20 protein-coding genes are annotated in these 18,615 nt (G+C 69.5%); 6 read left to right on the plus strand and 14 right to left on the minus strand.

What is annotated here, in order from left to right; genetic code table 11:
* Positions 1-17: 17 nt before the first annotated feature.
* Positions 18-524 carry a winged helix-turn-helix transcriptional regulator gene (locus tag A37U_RS0120685; protein WP_157182908.1) on the minus strand — a complete coding sequence of 169 codons (507 nt, stop codon included), beginning with the start codon at positions 522-524 and terminating at the stop codon, positions 18-20.
* A gap of 82 nt (positions 525-606) precedes the next feature.
* On the opposite strand from A37U_RS0120685, the gene A37U_RS0120690 reads away from it, so the two are divergent.
* Both A37U_RS0120690 and A37U_RS0120695 read left to right on the plus strand, forming a co-directional pair.
* Positions 607-1,056, plus strand: a complete 450-nt coding sequence (locus tag A37U_RS0120690) for a hypothetical protein (RefSeq protein WP_020498584.1) — start codon at positions 607-609, stop codon at positions 1,054-1,056.
* Between the two features lie 149 nt (positions 1,057-1,205).
* Positions 1,206-3,578, plus strand: a complete 2,373-nt coding sequence (locus A37U_RS0120695) for an HAD-IC family P-type ATPase (protein ID WP_020498585.1) — start codon at positions 1,206-1,208, stop codon at positions 3,576-3,578.
* Positions 3,579-3,580: 2 nt separating this feature from the next.
* Here A37U_RS0120695 and A37U_RS44440 read toward each other — a convergent pair whose 3' ends face one another.
* Positions 3,581-4,753, minus strand: coding sequence for a CdaR family transcriptional regulator (locus A37U_RS44440; RefSeq protein ID WP_020498586.1), 1,173 nt, complete (start codon positions 4,751-4,753; stop codon positions 3,581-3,583).
* 107 nt (positions 4,754-4,860) lie between these two features.
* Between A37U_RS44440 and A37U_RS44445 the strand changes: the two genes are divergently transcribed.
* Together A37U_RS44445 and A37U_RS0120710 are read left to right on the plus strand one after the other, a co-directional pair.
* Positions 4,861-6,213 carry an MFS transporter gene (locus A37U_RS44445; protein ID WP_051111676.1) on the plus strand — a complete coding sequence of 451 codons (1,353 nt, stop codon included), beginning with the start codon at positions 4,861-4,863 and terminating at the stop codon, positions 6,211-6,213.
* 12 nt (positions 6,214-6,225) lie between these two features.
* Entirely contained in the window at positions 6,226-7,503 is a 1,278-nt protein-coding gene (locus tag A37U_RS0120710; RefSeq protein ID WP_020498588.1) for an NAD(P)/FAD-dependent oxidoreductase, read from the plus strand.
* 26 nt (positions 7,504-7,529) lie between these two features.
* On the opposite strand, the gene A37U_RS48435 is transcribed toward A37U_RS0120710, so the two are convergent.
* The 3 genes from A37U_RS48435 to A37U_RS0120725 form a co-directional block, all read right to left on the minus strand.
* A complete protein-coding gene (locus tag A37U_RS48435) occupies positions 7,530-7,925 on the minus strand; it encodes a PepSY domain-containing protein (protein ID WP_020498589.1) in 396 nt (131 codons plus the stop codon).
* Between the two features lie 80 nt (positions 7,926-8,005).
* On the minus strand, positions 8,006-9,283 hold the full coding sequence (locus tag A37U_RS0120720; protein ID WP_020498590.1) for a sensor histidine kinase: 1,278 nt from the start codon (positions 9,281-9,283) through the stop codon (positions 8,006-8,008).
* A gap of 4 nt (positions 9,284-9,287) precedes the next feature.
* Positions 9,288-9,971 carry a response regulator transcription factor gene (locus A37U_RS0120725; protein WP_020498591.1) on the minus strand — a complete coding sequence of 228 codons (684 nt, stop codon included), beginning with the start codon at positions 9,969-9,971 and terminating at the stop codon, positions 9,288-9,290.
* An 81-nt stretch (positions 9,972-10,052) separates the two neighbouring features.
* Between A37U_RS0120725 and A37U_RS0120730 the strand changes: the two genes are divergently transcribed.
* Positions 10,053-10,526, plus strand: a complete 474-nt coding sequence (locus A37U_RS0120730; RefSeq protein ID WP_020498592.1) for a hypothetical protein — start codon at positions 10,053-10,055, stop codon at positions 10,524-10,526.
* 164 nt (positions 10,527-10,690) lie between these two features.
* Here the strand turns inward: A37U_RS0120730 and A37U_RS0120740 are convergent, their stop codons facing one another.
* The 4 genes from A37U_RS0120740 to A37U_RS0120755 all read right to left on the minus strand — a co-directional run bounded on the left by A37U_RS0120740 (position 10,691) and on the right by A37U_RS0120755 (position 13,677).
* A complete protein-coding gene (locus tag A37U_RS0120740; RefSeq protein ID WP_020498594.1) occupies positions 10,691-11,500 on the minus strand; it encodes an IclR family transcriptional regulator in 810 nt (269 codons plus the stop codon).
* Positions 11,501-11,546: 46 nt separating this feature from the next.
* A complete protein-coding gene (locus A37U_RS0120745) occupies positions 11,547-12,353 on the minus strand; it encodes a DUF6282 family protein (protein ID WP_020498595.1) in 807 nt (268 codons plus the stop codon).
* Entirely contained in the window at positions 12,353-13,183 is an 831-nt protein-coding gene (locus tag A37U_RS0120750) for a nitrilase-related carbon-nitrogen hydrolase (RefSeq protein ID WP_026197432.1), read from the minus strand. Before A37U_RS0120750 ends, A37U_RS0120745 begins: the two co-directional genes overlap by 1 nt.
* Positions 13,184-13,290: 107 nt before the next feature.
* Complete coding sequence (locus A37U_RS0120755; RefSeq protein ID WP_020498597.1) at positions 13,291-13,677, minus strand: nuclear transport factor 2 family protein; 387 nt, start codon at positions 13,675-13,677, stop codon at positions 13,291-13,293.
* A 66-nt stretch (positions 13,678-13,743) separates the two neighbouring features.
* On the opposite strand from A37U_RS0120755, the gene A37U_RS0120760 reads away from it, so the two are divergent.
* Complete coding sequence (locus A37U_RS0120760) at positions 13,744-14,040, plus strand: ArsR/SmtB family transcription factor (protein WP_020498598.1); 297 nt, start codon at positions 13,744-13,746, stop codon at positions 14,038-14,040.
* Between the two features lie 209 nt (positions 14,041-14,249).
* Here A37U_RS0120760 and A37U_RS0120765 read toward each other — a convergent pair whose 3' ends face one another.
* From A37U_RS0120765 to A37U_RS0120785, 5 genes are read right to left on the minus strand one after another with little or no spacing between them, the layout of a single operon-like run.
* Entirely contained in the window at positions 14,250-15,014 is a 765-nt protein-coding gene (locus A37U_RS0120765; protein WP_020498599.1) for an SDR family NAD(P)-dependent oxidoreductase, read from the minus strand.
* A complete protein-coding gene (locus A37U_RS0120770; RefSeq protein ID WP_020498600.1) occupies positions 15,011-15,700 on the minus strand; it encodes an acetoacetate decarboxylase family protein in 690 nt (229 codons plus the stop codon). Before A37U_RS0120770 ends, A37U_RS0120765 begins: the two co-directional genes overlap by 4 nt.
* Entirely contained in the window at positions 15,697-16,569 is an 873-nt protein-coding gene (locus tag A37U_RS0120775; RefSeq protein WP_026197434.1) for an alpha/beta hydrolase, read from the minus strand. Before A37U_RS0120775 ends, A37U_RS0120770 begins: the two co-directional genes overlap by 4 nt.
* On the minus strand, positions 16,566-17,186 hold the full coding sequence (locus tag A37U_RS0120780) for a TetR/AcrR family transcriptional regulator (RefSeq protein WP_020498602.1): 621 nt from the start codon (positions 17,184-17,186) through the stop codon (positions 16,566-16,568). Before A37U_RS0120780 ends, A37U_RS0120775 begins: the two co-directional genes overlap by 4 nt.
* On the minus strand, positions 17,183-18,532 hold the full coding sequence (locus tag A37U_RS0120785) for a flavin-containing monooxygenase (protein WP_020498603.1): 1,350 nt from the start codon (positions 18,530-18,532) through the stop codon (positions 17,183-17,185). Before A37U_RS0120785 ends, A37U_RS0120780 begins: the two co-directional genes overlap by 4 nt.
* Positions 18,533-18,615 lie beyond the last annotated feature (83 nt).

Below are 18,615 nucleotides of genomic sequence, written 5' to 3' on the forward strand. Positions count from 1 at the left end.
TCTGCGCAGCCTAGCGCTCAGTCCGCGTTGCCCGCCGTGGCGCGCCGATGCAACAGTGCGGTCCCAGGCCCCGCCGCGGCCCCCGGCCCGGGCAGTTCGGTGACGGTCGCCGCGGTCACCGGCTCGCCGCAGTCCGAGCAGCACACCTGCGGAGTGAACACCGCCCCGCAGGCGTCGTGGCGCAGCCGGACCGGCGGACCTCCGGGGGGCGTGGCCCATTTGTCACCCCAGGCCATCAGCGCCATCAGCACCGGGGCGAGCTCCCGGCCCGCCTCGGTGAGGTGGTATTCGCTGCGCGGCGGGCGATCCTGATAGAGCCTGCGTTCCACGATTCCCGACTCCACGAGCTGGGCCAGCCGCCCGGTGAGCAGGTTCCTGGAGATGCCGAGGTTCTCGGTCAGATCCTCGAACCGGTGCAGCCCGAGCAGCAGATCGCGCAGGATCAGCGGGGTCCACCAGTCCCCGACGAGCTCGAGCGCCTGGGCTATCGAACAGTGCATCTGCGTGAAACTTGTCCTTCGCACGACCCGAGCCTAGACAGTTGCCTCATTGAATGCACTTCGCTACCGTCATCCCGGTAAGCAAGTTCAATGAAAGGACTGACTCATGCCGTTCGTGGAACTGTTCGCCCCGCGCGGAAGCCTCGCCGAAGACCGCCGCACGCAGATCGGCGAGAAGCTCGTCGCGGAGGTGATGCGCGCCGAGGGCGCACCGGACACCGAGGCCGCCCGGTCCATCTCCTGGCTGACGATCACCGAGATCGACGACTGGTTCGTCGGCGGTGACCGGACCACACCCGGGGAACCACCCCGTTTCGTGGTCAAGGTGAGCGTCCCGGCGGGCTCGATGAACGAGGCCAAGCGCACCGACATCGTGGAGCGGGTCACCAAGGTCCTCGCGGACTCGGATCCGGATCCGCGCCGGTTCTACGAACGCGATTCCGGCGCGTGGGTGCACATCTACGAGATCCCCGAGGGCAACTGGGGTGCGTTCGGCCGGGTGGTGCGGATCGAGGACATCCTCGCGCACGTGACCGGCAGTGGCGCGGTCGCCTGAGCCTTCCTCCGCCACACCCTGCCCGTCGGATCAGTCTGTTTTATCCGCATTCGAGTGGTGCGTCTTGGTACTGTGAGAACACACAGCACATCGCGACGAACACGGCGCGGAGGGTGTGGACGGGACAGAGGTGGGGTGCGGGTCGGTTCATGGACAACAGCCGGGAAACCGTCGTGGACGTCGACCTCGAGCACGGCCTGAGCAGCGAGCAGGTCGCCGCCCGCCGTACCGAGGGCCGCGGCAACGATGTGCCGACCAGGGCGAGCCGCAGCACCTGGGAGATCATCCGGGGCAACGTGTTCACCCGGATCAACGCGTTGCTCGGCATCCTGTTCGTCATCATCCTGTCCACCGGATACCTGCTCGACGGGCTGTTCGGGGTGCTGATCGTGGTGAACAGCCTCACCGGGATGATCCAGGAGCTGCGCGCGAAACGCACCCTCGACCAGCTCTCCATCATCGGCCAGGCGAAACCGCGGGTGCGCAGGGACGGGCAGAGCCGGGAGCTGGCCCCGAACGAGATCGTCGCCGAGGACATCGTCGAGATGGGCGCCGGCGACCAGATCGTGGTGGACGGCCAGGTGCTGACCGCCGAGGCGCTCGAGGTGGACGAATCGCTGCTGACCGGGGAGTCCGATCCGGTGCTCAAACAGCCCGGCGATCAGGTGCTCTCCGGCAGCTTCGTGGTCGCGGGGACCGGGCTCTACCTCGCGACGAAGGTCGGGCACGAGGCCTATGCGGCGAAGCTCGCCGAGGAAGCCAGCAAGTTCACCCTGGTGGACTCCGAACTGCGTAACGGCATCAACCGGATCCTGAAGCTGATCACCTATCTGCTGATCCCGGCCGGTGCACTGTCCATCTACAACCAGCTCGCCGGCAACCAGGCGCTGCCCGAGGCGCTGCGCGGGATGGTCGCCGCGCTCGTGCCGATGGTGCCCGAGGGACTCGTGCTGATCACCTCGATCGCCTTCGCGGTCGGGGTGATCCGGCTCGGCCAACGCAAGTGCCTGGTCAACGAGCTGCCCGCGATCGAGGGTCTGGCCAGGGTGAACGTGGTGTGCGCGGACAAGACGGGCACCCTCACCGAGAACGCCATGCGGCTTTCCGAGGTGCGCCCCTTCGCCGCGGACGGGCGCGAGCTCGCCGGTCAGGCACTGGCCGCGCTCGCCGCCGCCGATCCGCGCCCGAACGCGAGCCTGCTCGCGATCGCCGAGGAATACACCGAGGATCCCGGCTGGCGCGGCATCGGGATCGCGCCGTTCTCCTCGGCACGCAAATGGAGCGGGGCGAGCTTCGCCGAGCACGGGAACTGGGTGCTCGGCGCACCGGATGTGCTGCTCGCCGCGGACAGCGCGGAACGCGCGGAGGCGGAGCGGATCGGATCGCGCGGGCTCCGGGTGCTGCTGCTCGGCCGCGCCGCGCAGGCCGTGAACGCTCCGGATGCGCCCGGCGAGATCACCCCGGCCGCGCTGGTGGTGCTCGAACAGCGCATCCGCCCGGATGCCAAGGACACCCTCGAGTACTTCGCCTCCCAGGATGTCACGGTCAAGGTCATCTCCGGGGACAACGCGCAGTCGGTCGGCGCGGTCGCCGCCTCGCTTGAACTGCCGGACGCCGGGCACCCGGTCGATGCGAACACCCTGCCCGAGGACCCCGAACGGCTCGCCGGGATCATGCAGGAGTCCTCGGTGTTCGGCCGGGTCACGCCCGCACAGAAACGGTCCATGGTGGGCGCGCTGCAGGCCGAGGGACACACCGTCGCGATGACCGGTGACGGGGTCAACGACGTGCTCGCGCTCAAGGACGCCAGCATCGGCGTGGCCATGGGCGCGGGCAGCCCGGCCACCCGCTCGGTGGCGCAGATCGTGTTGCTGGACAACAGGTTCGCCACGCTGCCGCATGTGGTCGCCGAGGGCAGGCGGGTGATCGGGAACATCGAACGGGTCGCCAACCTGTTCCTGACCAAGACCGTCTACTCGGTGTTGCTCGCGGTCATGGTCGGCATCCCCGGGCTGATCGGATTCGACGCACTGCCCTATCCCTTCCTGCCGAGGCACGTGACCATCGTCGGCTGGTTCACCATCGGACTGCCCGCCTTCGTGCTCTCGCTGGCCCCGAACAATGAGCGCGCGCGGCCCGGATTCGTGCCCCGGGTGCTGCGCATGGCCATTCCCTCCGGGATCGTCATCGCCGCCGCGAGCTTCGTCTCCTACCTGCTCGTCCACAGTGGACAAGGCGACCAGGTACAGGTGAGCACCACCGCGTTGATCACCGTCATCACCATCGCCCTGTGGGTGCTGGCGATCGTGGCCCGGCCTTACACCTGGTGGCGAGTGCTGCTGCTGGTCGTGATGGCGGTGCTCTCGGCGCTGATGTTCGTGATCCCGCTGGCCAAGGAACTGTTCCAATTGGACCCGGGCAATCTCGCGTTCACCTGGACCGCGCTGATCTGCGCCGCGGCCGGGATCGTGCTCGTCGAGCTGGCCTGGCAGATCTCGAGCCGGATCGCCGGGAAACGCTGAGATCACCCGCCCTCAGGACCCGCCTCGCTCAGTTCCTCGGCGAGACACGCGAGATACATCGGCAGCACCAGCCGCGGATCGCGGATGTCCGCACCGGTTTCCCCGCTGATCTTGTCGAGCCGGTACACCACCGTGTTCCGGTGCACCTCGAGCAGTGCCGCGGTACGCACCAGATTGAACCCGCTCGTGCACCAGGCGATGACGGTCGAGCGCAGCTGCCCGGCATCCCTGCATCGGCGCAGCGCGCTGAGCTGGCTGTCGACATAGCGTTCCCGCGCGGGAACCGGGACCGATTCCAGCATCTGGTGCATCCGCACGGTCTCGATGTCGAGAACCTCGTCCTCCGGGAAACACTTCCGCCCGATGCGCAGCGCGGAATCGGCGTCCGCACAGGATCCGGCGAGCTCGGCGACACCACGGCCGATACCGCCGATGCCGATGCGCACCACCGTGCCGCGCCCAGCGAGGGTGTTCGCCGCCGCCCGGCAGCGCTCGAGCAGCCGCTGCCGCGGTGCATGGGCGGGGTCGGCGCTCCAGGTGACACGATGCAGCACCACCCACCGGCCCTGCGGCAGTTCGGCGACGATGTCCTGCCGGTTCGCGAACGCGTCCCGCACCAGCTGGGCGCGCGGTGTCCGCGTTCCCGTACCGTCGCGGGATTCGATCGCGATCGCCACCCGGTCCCCGGAAAGGTCGTAGCCGAGTTCGCTCGCGCGCGTGCGCAGTACCTCTTCCTCGAGCACCCGCTCGTCGTACATGACGATGTCCCGGACCAGCTGGGTGCCCGCGTTCTCCCGGAGCACCCGGGTGCGCTGGGAGAAGGATTCGCGCAGCAGGATCTCGGTCTGGCGCTGCACGAGGCGGCCGAGTTTGCGCACGGTCCGCACCGGTCCGGCGATCCCGACCGTGCCGATCGTGGTCCCCTCGATGATGATCGGCATGGTGATTCCGGGCCGCACCCCCGCGTCCGGGAGTTCCGCGCGGGTCTTGCTGCTGGACCGCTGGGTGGCGGCGACCTGGACCGAGGGCGAGTGCATGGTGCCGATCCGGTCCGGTTCCCCACTGCCGATAACCAGCCCGCGGTTGTCGGTGATCAGCACCCGGTAGCCGAGGATCTCACTGGTCTCCTTCGCGATCTCGGTGGCGAGTTCGGTGGTCAGCATCGACGGATCCATCACCGCACCTCCTGGATGATTCGAACAATCCGCTCCGGGATTCACCGGCCGAACTTGGTCGTATCGTACAGTGACGCCAGCCACTGCCCTGGCTAACGTCACCGGGTATGCGGACAAAGGCAACGCGGCCGGCTCGATCCCGCACACCGGTGCTGATCACGCTCTATGCGGGCGGCGGCGAATTCTGCGACGGCTACATCCTCAGCGTCATCGGGGTGTCCCTGCCCTTGCTCGGTGAACAGTTCAGCCTGACGAGCACCCAGTCCGGGCTGATCGGCTCCGCGGCACTGGTCGGTATGTTCCTCGGCGGGCTGGTCTTCGGCTATGTCACCGACCGGGTCGGCAGACAGAAGATCTACCTGTTCGACATCGCGGCGTTCATCGTGTTGTCCGCCTTGCAGTTCTTCGCGACGGCGCCCTGGCAGCTGATCGTGCTGCGGTTGCTGATGGGAGTGGCGATCGGCGCGGACTTCGCGATCGCCAGCACCCTGGTCTCCGAGTTCGCCCCGAAACGCTCCCGGGGCCCGCTGCTGGTCATGCTCGCCACGATGTGGTCGGTCGGGGCCGCGGTCGCCTACATCGTCGGCTGGCTGATCATGTCGAACAGCGATGACCCCGGAACCTGGCGCTGGGTGCTCGGCTCGAGCGTGGTTCCCTCGCTGCTCATCCTGTTCCTCCGGATGGGGACCCCGGAATCACCGCGCTGGCTACTGAGCAAGGGCCGCCGCGACGAGGCGAGAGCGGCGCTGCGCAAGATGCTCGGACCGGACGCCCGGATAGAGGACCTCGCCGTCCCGGAGAACACGCCGACCCGGTACAGCACGATCTTCCGGCCGCCGTACCGCCGCCGGACCGGTTTCGTGTGCCTGTTCTGGGCGTGCCAGCTGCTGCCCATCTACGCGATCAGCACCTACGAACCCACGATCCTGGCCTCTTTCGGGCTCAGCGAGGGAAGCTATCTCGGCGCGGCCGTGCTCCAGGTCTTCTTCGTCTTCGGCTCCCTTTCCGGAGCGTTGTTCGTCAACCGGGGCCGCCGCAAACTGCTGCTGGCCAGCTTCGCCCTTTCCGCGGTCTCGCTCGGCGGGCTCACGATCATCGCGCAACCGCCGACGGCCCTGGTGATCGCCCTGTTCGTGTTGTTCGGTCTCGGCATGTACTCCGCGCAGTGTCTGGAATCCCTTTATCCATCGGAACTTTTCCCCACCCGGGTGCGGGCGACGGCTCGCGGGTTCACCACCGGGGTCAGCCGGATCGGCGCGGCCATCGGCACCTTCGGCGCCCCGCTGCTGCTGAGCGCGAACCTCCAGCTCGCGATGGCCGTCGGCGCCGGAATCTGCCTGCTGGGCCTGATCAGTTCCTATTTCCTCGCCCCGGAGACCCGCGGGCTCAGCCTCGAGGAAGCCAGCGGTGAGGCACCCGCCGCGGAAAACCAGCCGGTACAGCGGTCAACGAAGAGCTAGAAAGGAAGCCGCATGCACGGGGAGCCACTCCCGGAATCGATCGTCGTCGTCGGCGCGGGCCTCATCGGCCTGTGCTGTGCCCATTATCTGCGCCAACAGGGTTTCGAGGTCACCGTCATCGAACGCGATCGGCTCGGCAGCGGGGCCGCGCGCGGGAACGCGGGCGAGATCTGCCCTGGCGTGGCCCAGCCGCTGGCCGCACCGGGCATGGTCTCCTCCGCGATCGCCGGGATGTACCGGCCGGATTCGGCACTGCACATCCATCCGAGCCCGGACGCCGCGATGATCAGGTTCCTGTCCCGGTTCCTGGTCAACGCCACCGCGCGCCGCTATCGGTCCGGGGTCGCCGCACTGGCCATGCTCGGAGCCGATGCGCGGCACCGGTTCGACGAGCTGCGCGCCGAGGGGGTGGATGTCGAGATCAACAAGAAGGGTTATCTCTACGTCTTCGGCTCCGAGAGTTCCGCGGCCCGCGTGCACGAACTGGTCCGTGCCAACGGTTCCGCCGCGGCTGGTCCGCTGCTCACCGGCGGGGCGCTCACCGAGCGGGAACCCTGCCTCGCCGAAGGGGCCCGCGCCGGATTCGAGATCGCCGAGGAATGGACGCTCGATCCGTCCCGGTTCGTCTCCGCACTGGTCGCGGTGCTGGAGAAATCCGGGGTCCAGATCATCGAGGGCGCCCGGGTCAACGACATCCGGGAGGTCCGCGGAGAGACGGTGATCCACACCAGTCTCGGTGAGACCCGGGCCGGTGCCGCGGTGCTCGCGGCCGGTGCTCGGAGCCCGGAACTGAGCGCGAACGCGGGTGTCGCGCTGAACATGTTCCCCGGCAAGGGATACAGCTTCTCCGCCGAGTTCAGCGAGCCACCGAGCAGGCTGGTCAAGCTCGAGGACGCCCGGGTGGCGGTCACCCCGATGGACGGGCATGTCCGGATCGCCGGGACCATGGAATTCGATCGCGATCACGATCGGCTCAACCGCGCCAGAATCGCGGCCATCGGCAAGGCGGCCCACCCGTATCTGCGCGGTGTCGACTGGTCGCGCATTCACTCCGAATGGGTCGGATCCCGGCCCATGACACCGGACGGCCTGCCGCTGATCGGGCGCCTTCCCGGGCACCGCAACACCTATCTGGCCACCGGGCACAACATGCTCGGCCTCGCGCTCGGCCCCTCGACCGGTGCCCTGATCGCCGAGCTCGTCACCGGGCAGCGCGAACAGCCTCCGGAATTCCGCCCAGAGCGGTTCGCCAGAAAGCCCAGAAAGGTCCGTGCCGGATCGGTGCGGTAGGCACCGATCCGGCACGATCCGCCGGCTCAGTCGTCGTCGCAGACGCCGTCCCGGCCGTCGTTGTCGTCCTGGTCCACCTTGAGCACCGCGCCGGTGTGCGCGTCCACGTCCACCTCGTACTCGGTGCTCGGGTTCTCCAGGTCGATCTCCCAGATGAGCACGCCGTTCTCGTGGTCGAGCTCGGCTTCGGTGACCCGCGCCTGGGGCACCTTGGCCTGGGCGGTGCGCACCGCCTGGTCCTTGCTGATGGTGCCCGCCGCCTGTGCCTGACCGGTGTTCTGCTGGCCGGTGCCCTGGTCCTGGCTGATGGTCTGGTCCGCGCCCGGAGCAGTACTGCCCGCGGTGCTCGCCAGCGCCACTCCGGTCCCGGCGAGCGCGAACGCCCCGACTGCCGCCACGGTGATCACGGTCTTGCGCATCATGGTCTTCCTCCATCGGTGTGTCGTCCAAGCTGACCGGTCCACCCTGTCGCGGCGGGCGCTAGGACCGCGCTGCGCGAGGGTTAAGCGTTCCCTAAGGGTGCGCCGAGCTCCACGCGCACCTCGGCCCCGCCACCGGGTGCGGCGCCGAGTGCGAGTTCACCGCCCGCCTCACGCGCGGCGCGCCGGGCGATGTCCAGGCCGAGCCCGGTGGAACCGGCCCCGCTCACCCCGCGGCGGGAGGCAGGCGCATCGGGGAATCCAGGACCCTGATCGCGCACCACGATCCGGGCCCCGCCCTCCGGGCGCGCCGTGAGCAGCACGGTGAATCCGGTGCCGTCCGGGGTGTGCGCGAACACGTTGCCGAGCAATGCATCCACCCCGGCGGCGAGCGTTTCCTGGCTCAACCGCACCGGAATCGGGCCCGGCGCGAGTTCGGCGCGCACCTCCCGCTCGGTGTCCTCGGCCAGCGCCGACCAGAACCGCACCCGTTCACCGACCACGGCGGCCGCGTCCGCGCGTCCCGGCTCGCCCTGCTGTCCGCGCGCCTGGGTGATGACCGCGGTGATGGAACGCTCCAGCGCGTCGACGCCCGCGTTGATCCGCTCCGCCTCTGCCGGATCGCGCAGCGCCTCGGCCTCCAGGCGCAGCGCGGTCAGCGGGGTACGCAGCCGGTGCGAGATATCGGCGACCGCCTCGCGTTCCGCGGTGAGCAGGTCCCGGATCCGCCCGGCGAGATGATTGAGCGCGGTGGCCACGGAACGCACCTCGGCCGGGCCCTCGGCGGCCGCGCGCGCGTCCAGTTCACCGCGGGCGAGCCGGTGCGATACCGCGGAGAGCTCCCCCATCGGGCGCACCAGGGACCGGGCGAGCCGGTCCGCGACGAGCACCCCGACCAGCACGAGCACCACACCGAGCCCGGCCAGGATCAGCCAGGCCCGTTGTACGCCGCGGTGCATCGCGGCATCGGTGACGAAGGTCCGGAGCACCGCGGTGCCGCCGCCGGTGCCCACCGAAGTGAGCACTTCCCGCCCGCCCGGTGCCTGCGCCGTCAGGCTCTGGCCGCGCGCGGCCAGGCGCACCGCGGCCGAGCGCGGCGCCGGTGCGCCCACTACCGTGCCGTCCGGCAGGAACACGGTGACCGGCTGTTCCCCGGTCGCGTTGGTCTGGCCGAGGGTGAGCGCGAGGCCGCGCCGGTCCGCGGTCGCGGCGATCGGGGCCAGCGAATCCACGGCGCGCGTCGCCGCGTTCACCGCCCGGTCCTCGGCTACCGTGTGCACCAGCATCGCCAACGGGATCACGAAGGCCACCAGCACCAGCGAGGTCGTGGCGGCGACCAGCAGCGCGAGCCTCCTCCTCATCGCTTCACGACTCCGGCGCCGTGACCTTGACCCCGACCCCGCGCACCACGTGCAGATAGCGCGGGTTCGCCGCGGTCTCGTTCAGCTTGCGGCGCAACCAGGCCAGGTGCACATCCACGGTCTTGTCCGCGCCGCCGTAGGGGATCTGCCAGACCTCGGTGAGCAGTTCCCGTTTGCTCACCACGGTTCCCACACGCACCGCCAGGTAGTGCAGCAGCTCGAATTCGCGCGGGGCCAGCTCGAGGCGTTCCCCGTCGAGCTCCACCTCGCGGGAGCGCGGATCCACCCGCAGCCCGCCGACCACGCAGGCGCTCTCCTCGTCCTCCCGGCCACCCCTGCGCAGCACCGCGCGGATGCGCGCGTCCAGCTGTGCCCCGGAGAACGGCTTGACCAGATAATCGTCCGCTCCCGCGTCCAATACCCGCACGATCTCGCTCTCCTGCTCGCGTGCCGTGGCCACGATCACCGGTACCGAGGACACCGCGCGTAGCATGCGCAGCATCTCCACCCCGTCCATGTCCGGCAGCCCGAGGTCGAGCACGACCAGATCGGGACGCTCCTTGGTGGCCCGCGCGAGCCCGTCCATCGCCGCACGCACGGAGGCCACCGCATGCCCGCGCTCATCGAGGGCCCGGTGCAGCGCGGCCCGGATGGACACCTCGTCCTCGATGAGCAACACGTTCGCCATCCGGACACGGTAGCCCAGTGATCGTCTTCGCGTAGGAGTCCTTAGTGCGCGCTTAGCCTCCAGCCTGGGATAGTCGGGGGCATGGCAAGCAACGGCACCCGGACCGTCCTTGCCGTCGCGGGCTGGGCGTGCGCGGCGGCCGCGGCGACCGCGGTCGGCATCGCCTCGGTCACCGCGATCGGCAGCGGAATCGCCGAGAGCACTCAGCGCCCGCTCAACGGTCAGCAGGTCGCGGCCGCGCTGGCCAGTCCGGTTCCCTCGACGCCGCCCGCGCAACCGAGCACGCCGGGGTCGAGTGGCGCCCCGGGCCCGGCGAACAAGGTGCTCGCCACCGCGGGTGGCAGCGTGGTCGCTGCCTGCTCGGCGGGCAAGGCCCAGTTGATCTCCTGGACCCCGCGCCAGGGGTACCGCACCGACGACATCGACCGCGGCCCGGACCGCACCGCGAAGATCGAGTTCGAATCCGAGGACTCGGAGATCACCGTGCGGGTCGACTGCGCGAACGGCAGCCCGACCGCGCACACCACGGTGGACGCCGACGGCGACGGCGACTGAGCTACCGCACCGAAGGAGTCCCTGTCACCGCCTCCTGCCGGTGAGTACCGCCTCGCAGCGGATCCCTTCGACCCGGATGCGCCGGAACCCCCTGTGCCGCAAGGGAACAGCCATCCGATCCCGGTCGATCCCCTGGAGTCCCGGGGCGAACAGGGGACGGGAAATCACGATTCTCCTCCGGTGCGCTGTGTTCGGGGCGTCCGATGCTGCCCGCCCGCCAGGCTCACGGACAGCTGTTCGGCGGCCGCGCGCACCATGCGCCCGATGGTGTCGAGCTCGCGGCCGATCCGGAATTTGGGCGCGGAGACGTTCAGTGCCGCCACGATGCGGCCGCGGAAATCCCGGACCGGGGCCGCGGTCGCGACCAGCCCCTCCTCGAACTCCTCGTCCACGAGCGCGTAACCGCGGTCGCGCGCCTTGGCCAGCCGGGCGAGCACGGTGTCCGCATCGGGTGCCGATTTCGGGCCGCTGCCGGGAAACGCGCCGTCCGCGAGCAGTTCCCGCACCTCCTGCTCGGCGGTGTCGAACAACAGCGCCCGTCCGCTCGAGGTGTTGTGCAAGGGGGTGATGTGGCCGACCCAGCTCACCGCCTGCAGTGCGCGGGCCGGGCTCTCGGAGAGCACGGTGAGCGCACCGGTGCCGTCCAGCACGCTCAGGTGCGCGCCTTCCTTGGTCGCGCTGACCAGTTTGCGCAACACCGCGGGGGCCTCGACGAGCAGCCGCTGCCGGGAGACGGTGGCCGCCATGGTGAACAGCCGCGGGCCGAGCCGGTAGCCGAGGCTGTCCCGGTCCCGTTCGACCAGCCCGGTCTCCTCGAGCACCCGCAGCGCGCGGGAGATCTGGGTTTTCTCCTTCCCGACGATCCGGGCGATCTCGGTGACCCCGAGGCCTTCGCGGACCGCGTTCCGCTCGGACCCGAGGGCCAACAGGATCGCCGCTGCCCGGTGCACGCTGTTCGTCGGCTCGGTCGCCATGCCGGCAAGCTTGGAGACCGCGACACCAGAGGGCAACCCCGGTTGCTCAGCGAGCAACCACGAGTCGTTCGGCCCGTTCCCCGGCACAGGCGAGCAGCGCGCCCCGGTCGAGCCCTTCCCCGGCGAGCGCGTCCACGAGCAGTTCCAGCGCCTGCGGTGGCGGCGGGGAATCCGGCTGGCCCGCGTCCGAGGACAGCACGATGTGTTCGAGCCCCACTCGCGCGGCGAAGTCCGCGAGCCGTGCCGCGGTCATCTCCGGCTGATGCAGCAGCTGGAACGCGGTGATCTCGGCGCACGCCCCGAGTTCGGCGAGTTCCCCGGTCTGTGCGGCGCTCATCGCGGGGACCGTGTAACCGGGGTGGGTCAGCAAGATCCGGCGCACCCCCTCGGCGCGCGCGGTACACACCAGCCAGGCGACTTCTTCGGCCCCGAGGTGCCCGGTGGCCAGTACCGCGTCCGCCTCGGCGATCAGTGCGCAGATCCGGCGCGCGGGTTCTTCCGCACCCGGATCCACCGGCGGCAACGCGTAGGTGGGGCCACCGTGCAGGCTCGGCAGCCCGGCCCTGCGCTGCAATCGCGCATCCTGGGTCGGCATCCACACCACCCGCCCACCCGCGGCAAGGCAGGCCCGCACCGCGGCCGGGTTGATCCCGCCGGCATGCTGGTTGAGCGCGATGCCGCCGTAGACCGGGAGCGCCCCGGTCACCGCGGCGGCCCGGCCGACGGTGGACTCGTAATGTCCTTTGAGGACACAACCGGTGAACCCGGCTGCCGCATAGGCCTCGACGATCTCCCGGTCCCCGGCCAGCCGGGGCGTGATGTCCGGCGCAGCGTGCACGTGCAGGTCGAACATCAGTCGTGCCCCTCCCCGAGCAGCCGGTTCACCTCGCGGGAAACCAGGCCGAACCGCGATTCCTGCACCAGCGGCATCTCCCTGCGCCGTCTGCGCACCGCGGACACATCCAGTTCCGCCACGAGCAGTTCCGCCGTATCGCCGGGTATCTCGGCATGCACATCGCCCCACGGATCGAGCACCCGCGAACCACCCCAGAACCGCGCATTGCCCTCCACACCGACCCGGTTCACGAACACCACCCAGCACTGCTGCAGCCGCGCGATCGCCAGCAGCAGATCCCGCCAGTACACGGTGGTGTCGATCGCGCCGGGGGCGAGGCCCGAGGCGCTGTTGGTGGGCACGAACAGCACCTCGGCCCCGTCCTGGGCGGCGAGCCAGGGCAGCACCGACTGCCAGGCATCGTTGCAGATCAATGTGGCCGCCCTGGCATGCGCGGTGTCGAAGGCCCGCAAGCTCTGCCCGGGGCTGAAGTGTTTGCGCTCCTCCCAGTCCCGGTAGTTGGGCAGGTACAGCTTGCGGTGGGTGTGCAGCAGCTCGCCGTCGCTGAAATAGCTCGCCGCGTTGTACAGCCGCAGCCGTCCGTCCTCGTGCAGGCCGAGCAGCACATCCGGGCCGTGCGTGGACAGCTTCGCCAGCCGCGGATCGGTCACCGGCACCGACATCTCCCGGTCGAGCGCCCCGAGCGAATAGCCGTGCAGGCTCAGTTCGGGGAATACCACCACATCCGCGTCCCGCTCGGCTGCCCGGCGCACTATGCGCTCGGCGGTCTCCAGGTTCGCGGCCACATCGCCGAGGTGGCAGTCCACCTGAGCAATTCCCACCCGCATCCGGTTCACCTCTCGCCGCAGCCGCACCCGCGCCGTTCGCGGGCGACCAGTGCGTTGTAGACAGCGGAAGGCGGGCCGACAAGGACCGTTGCCGTGTCGGCAACCGCCTATTCGGGTGGCTCGGCGAAGAAGGCGTTCATCCCGTCCAGATCCGAGAGATAGGTCTCGATCGAGGCGATCACTCCGTCCTCGATCCGACACACCGTTGCCAGGTGTTCGTCGAGCACGAGCTCTCCCCTGCGCGCCGTGTTGTGCAGCGCAAGCGCCATGTTGTCCCTGCTGACCAGCACGTGTTCGAGTGCGAAGTTCAGCCCGTAGCTGGCGATCAGTTCAGCACGGGCAAGCACCTCGTCCACGCCGTGCGCGGTACCCGAGATCCGGTTGTCCCCGGGAAGGGTCCAGCTCGCATCCGCGCGCATGAGCGTGCGCATCAGCGTCCAGTCCTTGCTGATCAGCGCCTTGTGGAAGTTCTCGGCGAGTTCTTGCTGGATCACGGTTCCTCCTATGGTTCGATTTGATTCGAACCATATCCGTTCGAATCAAGTCGTACAATCGGATGTGTGGAGGAACTCGAACACCCCGATCGCGCGGGGCTGCGCATCGAGGCGGTACTCGCCGCGCTCGATCACCCGGTGCGGCTGCGCGTGGTGCGCACGCTCGCCGACGGAGAGGAACTGACCTGCAGGCAGATCCTGCCGGAGATGACCAAGAGCAGCGCCAGCCATCACTGGCGGGTATTGCGGGAGAACGGCATCGTCGAACAACGCAAGCAGGGCCGGAACCTGTACATGCGCCTGCGCCGTGCCGACCTGGACGCGCGCTTTCCCGGAATGCTGGACGCGGTGATCGACGGCTGAATCTCGCCGGGCCCGCGGGTGGATTCCGGCACGATCTCAACTGGTCGAAGCATCCAACCACGACCAAGCGCGGTGGCCGTGGCCTCCTGACTGCTCGCGCCAGGACTGTTCCGCCGGCGGATGCGCGACTGCGGCGCCGATATCGTCACCGGCCCGCTGCTGCCGCGTCCCGGGATCGCCGGACTGATCGTGCGCCGCTGCGCTCCCGCTCAGTCCGACGGCCGCACGAACCGGGTGATCAGCCTGCCGAGCAGCCGGGGCGCGAACCGGCGGGCCCGCCAGAGCGCCCGAGTACCCGCGGCCGGGAACACGAACAGCGGCGCGCGCGGATCGGCGATCGCGCGATCCACGGCGTCGAGCACGCTCGCGGGATCGGCGCCCCGGCGCCCGCCCAGTACGGCGGGATCGGTGGCGCGCACCTGTTCGGCCAGCGGTGTCTCCACGTGATCCGGGCAGGGGCACAGGATCCGGACCCCGGTCCCCGCGGTCTCCTGGGCGAGCACCTCGCAGAACGCGGTGACGGCGAACTTCGAGGAAGAGTAGGCGGCCAGCCGCGGGGAGGGCAGCCACCCGGCGAGCGAGCCGAACACGACGAGGGTGCCGCGGCCGCGCTCGATCATTCCCGGCATGCTCGCGCGCGCCACGTGCACGGTGCCCAGGTAGTTGACCTCGAACACGCGCCGCAGGGTGTCCAGCGGCTGCTCGAGTGCGCGCCCGATCCGGCACAGCCCGGCGGCGTGCACGACCAGTTCGATCGGGCCGAGTTCGGCGGTGGCCGCGTCGACCGTGGCCTGGACCGGGGCCTGCTCGGTGACATCGCACGGATAGGCGCGCATGGCCGGTGCCCGCCGCACGGTGCCGGCGAGCCCGTCCGCGTCCAGATCGACCGCGGCAACCGGGGTTCCCGCTGCGGCCAATCGCAGCGCGGCCAGCCTGCCGAGCCCACTCGCCGCACCGGTCACCAGTGCCGTCATCGGAGCACCTCCGCATCGCCGAAGCTCATCCGCATCCGGGCAATCCCGCTGCTGACCAGTGCCCTGCCGGGCAGACCCATCCGGCGCAGTTCCGCGGCGACGGGATGTTCGCCGAGCCGCAGCACGGCCCCGCCCGGCCGCGCCCGCACCCCGGCGCCATGCAACCGCCACGGAGTCCGGCGCAGCGCGCCGTCCGCATACGTGTAGGCATCGACGGATGTGCCCGCGCCGCGAGCGGGAACCGGAACACCGGGCCACACAAGGAGTTCCAGCACCCGCTCCCCTTCGAGGTGCACGGCACAGCGGCCGGTGCCGCCGGAGAACCCCAGCTCGATATCGGCCATCTCCTTGGGAAAACCCCAGATCGAGCGCCCCGCCTCCAGGGTGAACGACTGGTTGACCGGCAGCCAGTGGACGAATGCGCCGAGCCCGCGCCCGGCCGGGGAACGGATGAGGAACACCACGCCGAATTCGTGGTACGGCCCGAGATCCCCGTCCAGATAGCGCACGAAGACAAGCGAGCACAGGGCACGGCCGGGCACCGGTTCGGCGGGCGCCACCCCGGCATGGCCGAGCACCGAGCGGACCTCGTCCGCGCGCACCGCGAACACCGCCGTGCAGGCGCTCGCGTCCCGGATCTCGACCGGCATCGTGACCCGCTCGCCCTGGATGAGGTGTTCGGTCATCCGCGTTGCTCCTCGCTCAGGTGCCGCCGCAGGAAGGCGAGCTGATGCTCGACCGCGGACCGGTACCAGGACCGTCCGGGCAGCACGTCGAAGTGATCGCAGGGGTAGTGCCGGACCTCGGCGCGCCCGGCGATCGCCGCCCTGGCCGCCGTGTGCGCGGGGCTGCTCCGGTCCAGATCGGCGACCTGCACCAGCAGCGGGCAGCGAATGCGCCCCGCCTGCCGGATCGGCCGGTAGCGGCCGATCTCCACACCCGCGAACGGGTCGATCTCGTTGCGCCAGCCGGGACCGGCGATCTCGGTGTACGCCTCGAACTGTCCGGGAAGGGAAAGCGCCGCTCCCGAACCGGGTGCCCCGGCCAGCCGGGCCACCGCGCCCCGCGCCGCGGTGCGTGCCGCACGCGCCAGCCGCAGAGGCCGTTGCCGCCGGGCCGCGTGTTTCGAGGCGGCCAGCCCGTCCACCATGGGAACGAGCGAGATGATGGCCGCCACCTCCTGGTCCCGCGCGCCGACGGCGGGCACATGGCCGCCGCCGAGGGAAACTCCCCACAGCACCACGCGCCGCGGATCCACGCCGTCCAGTCGGCGCGCCGTGCCCACCGCTGCCCGGTAGTCGGCGAGCTGTCCGGCGATGCTCACGGTCTGCCGGGGTTCGCCGCCGCTGGCCCCGAAACCGCGATAGTCGAACGCGAGCACATCCAGCCCGGCGCCGGAGAACTCGGCGGCGAACGCGTCCAGCCCGCAGTCCCTCGTGGCGCCGAACCCGTGCGCCATCACCACACATGGCCGCCCCTTCCGGTCTCCCCCGCGCCACCAGCGGGCCGCGCATTCGGCGTCCCCGGGAGGGAAACACAGGTCCGTGCCGGTCATCCGGGACCGCCGTAGATCGTGCGCAACCACACCGTCACCAACCCTTCGCGCAGCTGTTCGTCGGGAATGGCCGAGTACCCTCCCCGGGAGATCCGTTCCAGGGCGCGGTCGTTGAGCTCGAGCAGCACGGTGGCGAGCACCGCGGCCTCCGGACCGTCCGGTGCCCTTCCCGCGGCGCGCTCGTTCTCGATCAGCTCGGCGACCTGGGGAATGAACGATTCCCGGTCCCGGTCCCACAGTTCTCGCACGGTCTGATCGGCATCCCGGGCCTCCAGCATCGCCCGGAACACGTGCCGGTGCTTGCCCCAGGCCTCGAACAGACCGGCGATCGTACGGCCGATGCGCCCCTCGGGGGAATCGTCCCCGGAAGCCAGCATGGTGCCCGCGGTGAACGCTTCCTGGTACATCTCGTCGCAGAGCGCGGCGACCGCGGTGGCCTTGTTGTCGAAGTAGAAGTAGAACGCCGAGCGGGTCACCTCGGCCCGCCGTGAGATCTCCCGCACGTTGATCGAGCCGAGATCGCCCTCGCGCAGCAACTCATCGAGGGCACCCAGCAGTGCCCTGCGGCGCCGGTCGCCGCGATTGGGTCCGCGACGGTCCAGGATCTGTTCCCTCACCGGCTTTTCCCTCCGAAGGCCACGGATCCCAGATCCCGCACCCGTTTCCGCCCCGCGGGCAGTTCCCGCGTACGGATGTCGTTCTCGTAGACGAAATAGTCGACCTGCTGTGTATGCCGCGGCCGGTCACCGAAATGCGCCACGAACCGTTTCTCGTCCTCGGCGGTGATCCGCCGCATCCGGTCCTGTTCCGGTGGCCGGTACACACCGGCGAAATAGGCAGCGAGCAGCTTCGCCTGGCATTCCACGAACGGAAACAGCGCCGGAGTCGCCTGGGCGAAACCGATGAACGCGAGATCCCGGATATCCGGGCGGAACATCCGTTTGTACAGCGGAAGCCGATTGTCCGGGGCGCTCAGGAATTCCCGATCGAAGAACGGGAACGAGATATTGTAACCGGTCGCGTAGATGATGGCGTCGAATTCCGCGCTCGTCCCGTCGGTGAACCGCACGCGGTCTCCGCCGAGCTGTTCGATATCCGGTTTCGCCGTGACATCCCCGGAACCCAGCCGCAGTGGCAGCTCGTGCGATTGCGTGGGATGCGCCTCCAGGAAGTTGTGGTTCGGCGTCGGCAGGCCGAACCGCTCCGGGCGCCCGGTGAGCAGGACCGGGCTCTTGCGGAACAGCCGCCGCTGCCAGGAAAACGGTAGGTACGGACTGGTGGCGAACAACCGGTCCGCGGGAACACCGAGAATGTATTTCGGCACGATCCACGCACTGGAGCGCGTCGAGAGCACTACCGTATTGCCGAGGCTGCGCTGGGAGAGCTCCACCGCGATGTCCGCCGCGCTGTTGCCGATACCGACCACGAGGATCCGTTTCCCGTGCAGTTCGAGCGGATTATCCGGGTCGATATAATGATGCGAGTGCATGCTCTGCCCGGTGAATTCCCCCGGGAAATCCGGTAACCGCGGATCCCAGTGGTGCCCGTTCGCCACCACCAGGGCCTCGAAGAAATGCCGCTCCCCTTCGGCCGCGCGGATCTCCCAGCCGCCCTCGGGCAACCGGTGCGCACGCGCCACCGTGGTGCGGAAGCGGATGTTCTCCTTCAGCGCGAAAGCCTCGGCATAGTCCTCGAGGTATTCCTTGACCTGCGAGTGGTGCGGGAAATCCGGAAACCGGTCCGGCATCGGGAAATCCGCGAACGACAGCCGGTGCTTCGAGGTGTCGATGTGCAGCGAACGGTAGGCGCTCGAATGCCCATTGGGATTGCCGAAAGCCCAGTTGCCGCCGATCCGGTCGGAGGACTCGAAACAGACGTAGGGCACACCGTAGTCCGTCAACATCTTGCCCGCGCAAAGCCCGCTGAGCCCCGCCCCGATGATGCATGTCCGCGGTCCGGCCATGACGGACACCGTACGAGCGAATTTGACACGCGTCAATAACCACAGACAGGCGTCAACCAGCGACGGTGGTGATTGCCTGCGCA

Origin of the sequence: Sciscionella marina DSM 45152 (assembly GCF_000379465.1) — a bacterium.
In the GTDB taxonomy this organism is placed as follows: domain Bacteria; phylum Actinomycetota; class Actinomycetes; order Mycobacteriales; family Pseudonocardiaceae; genus Sciscionella; species Sciscionella marina.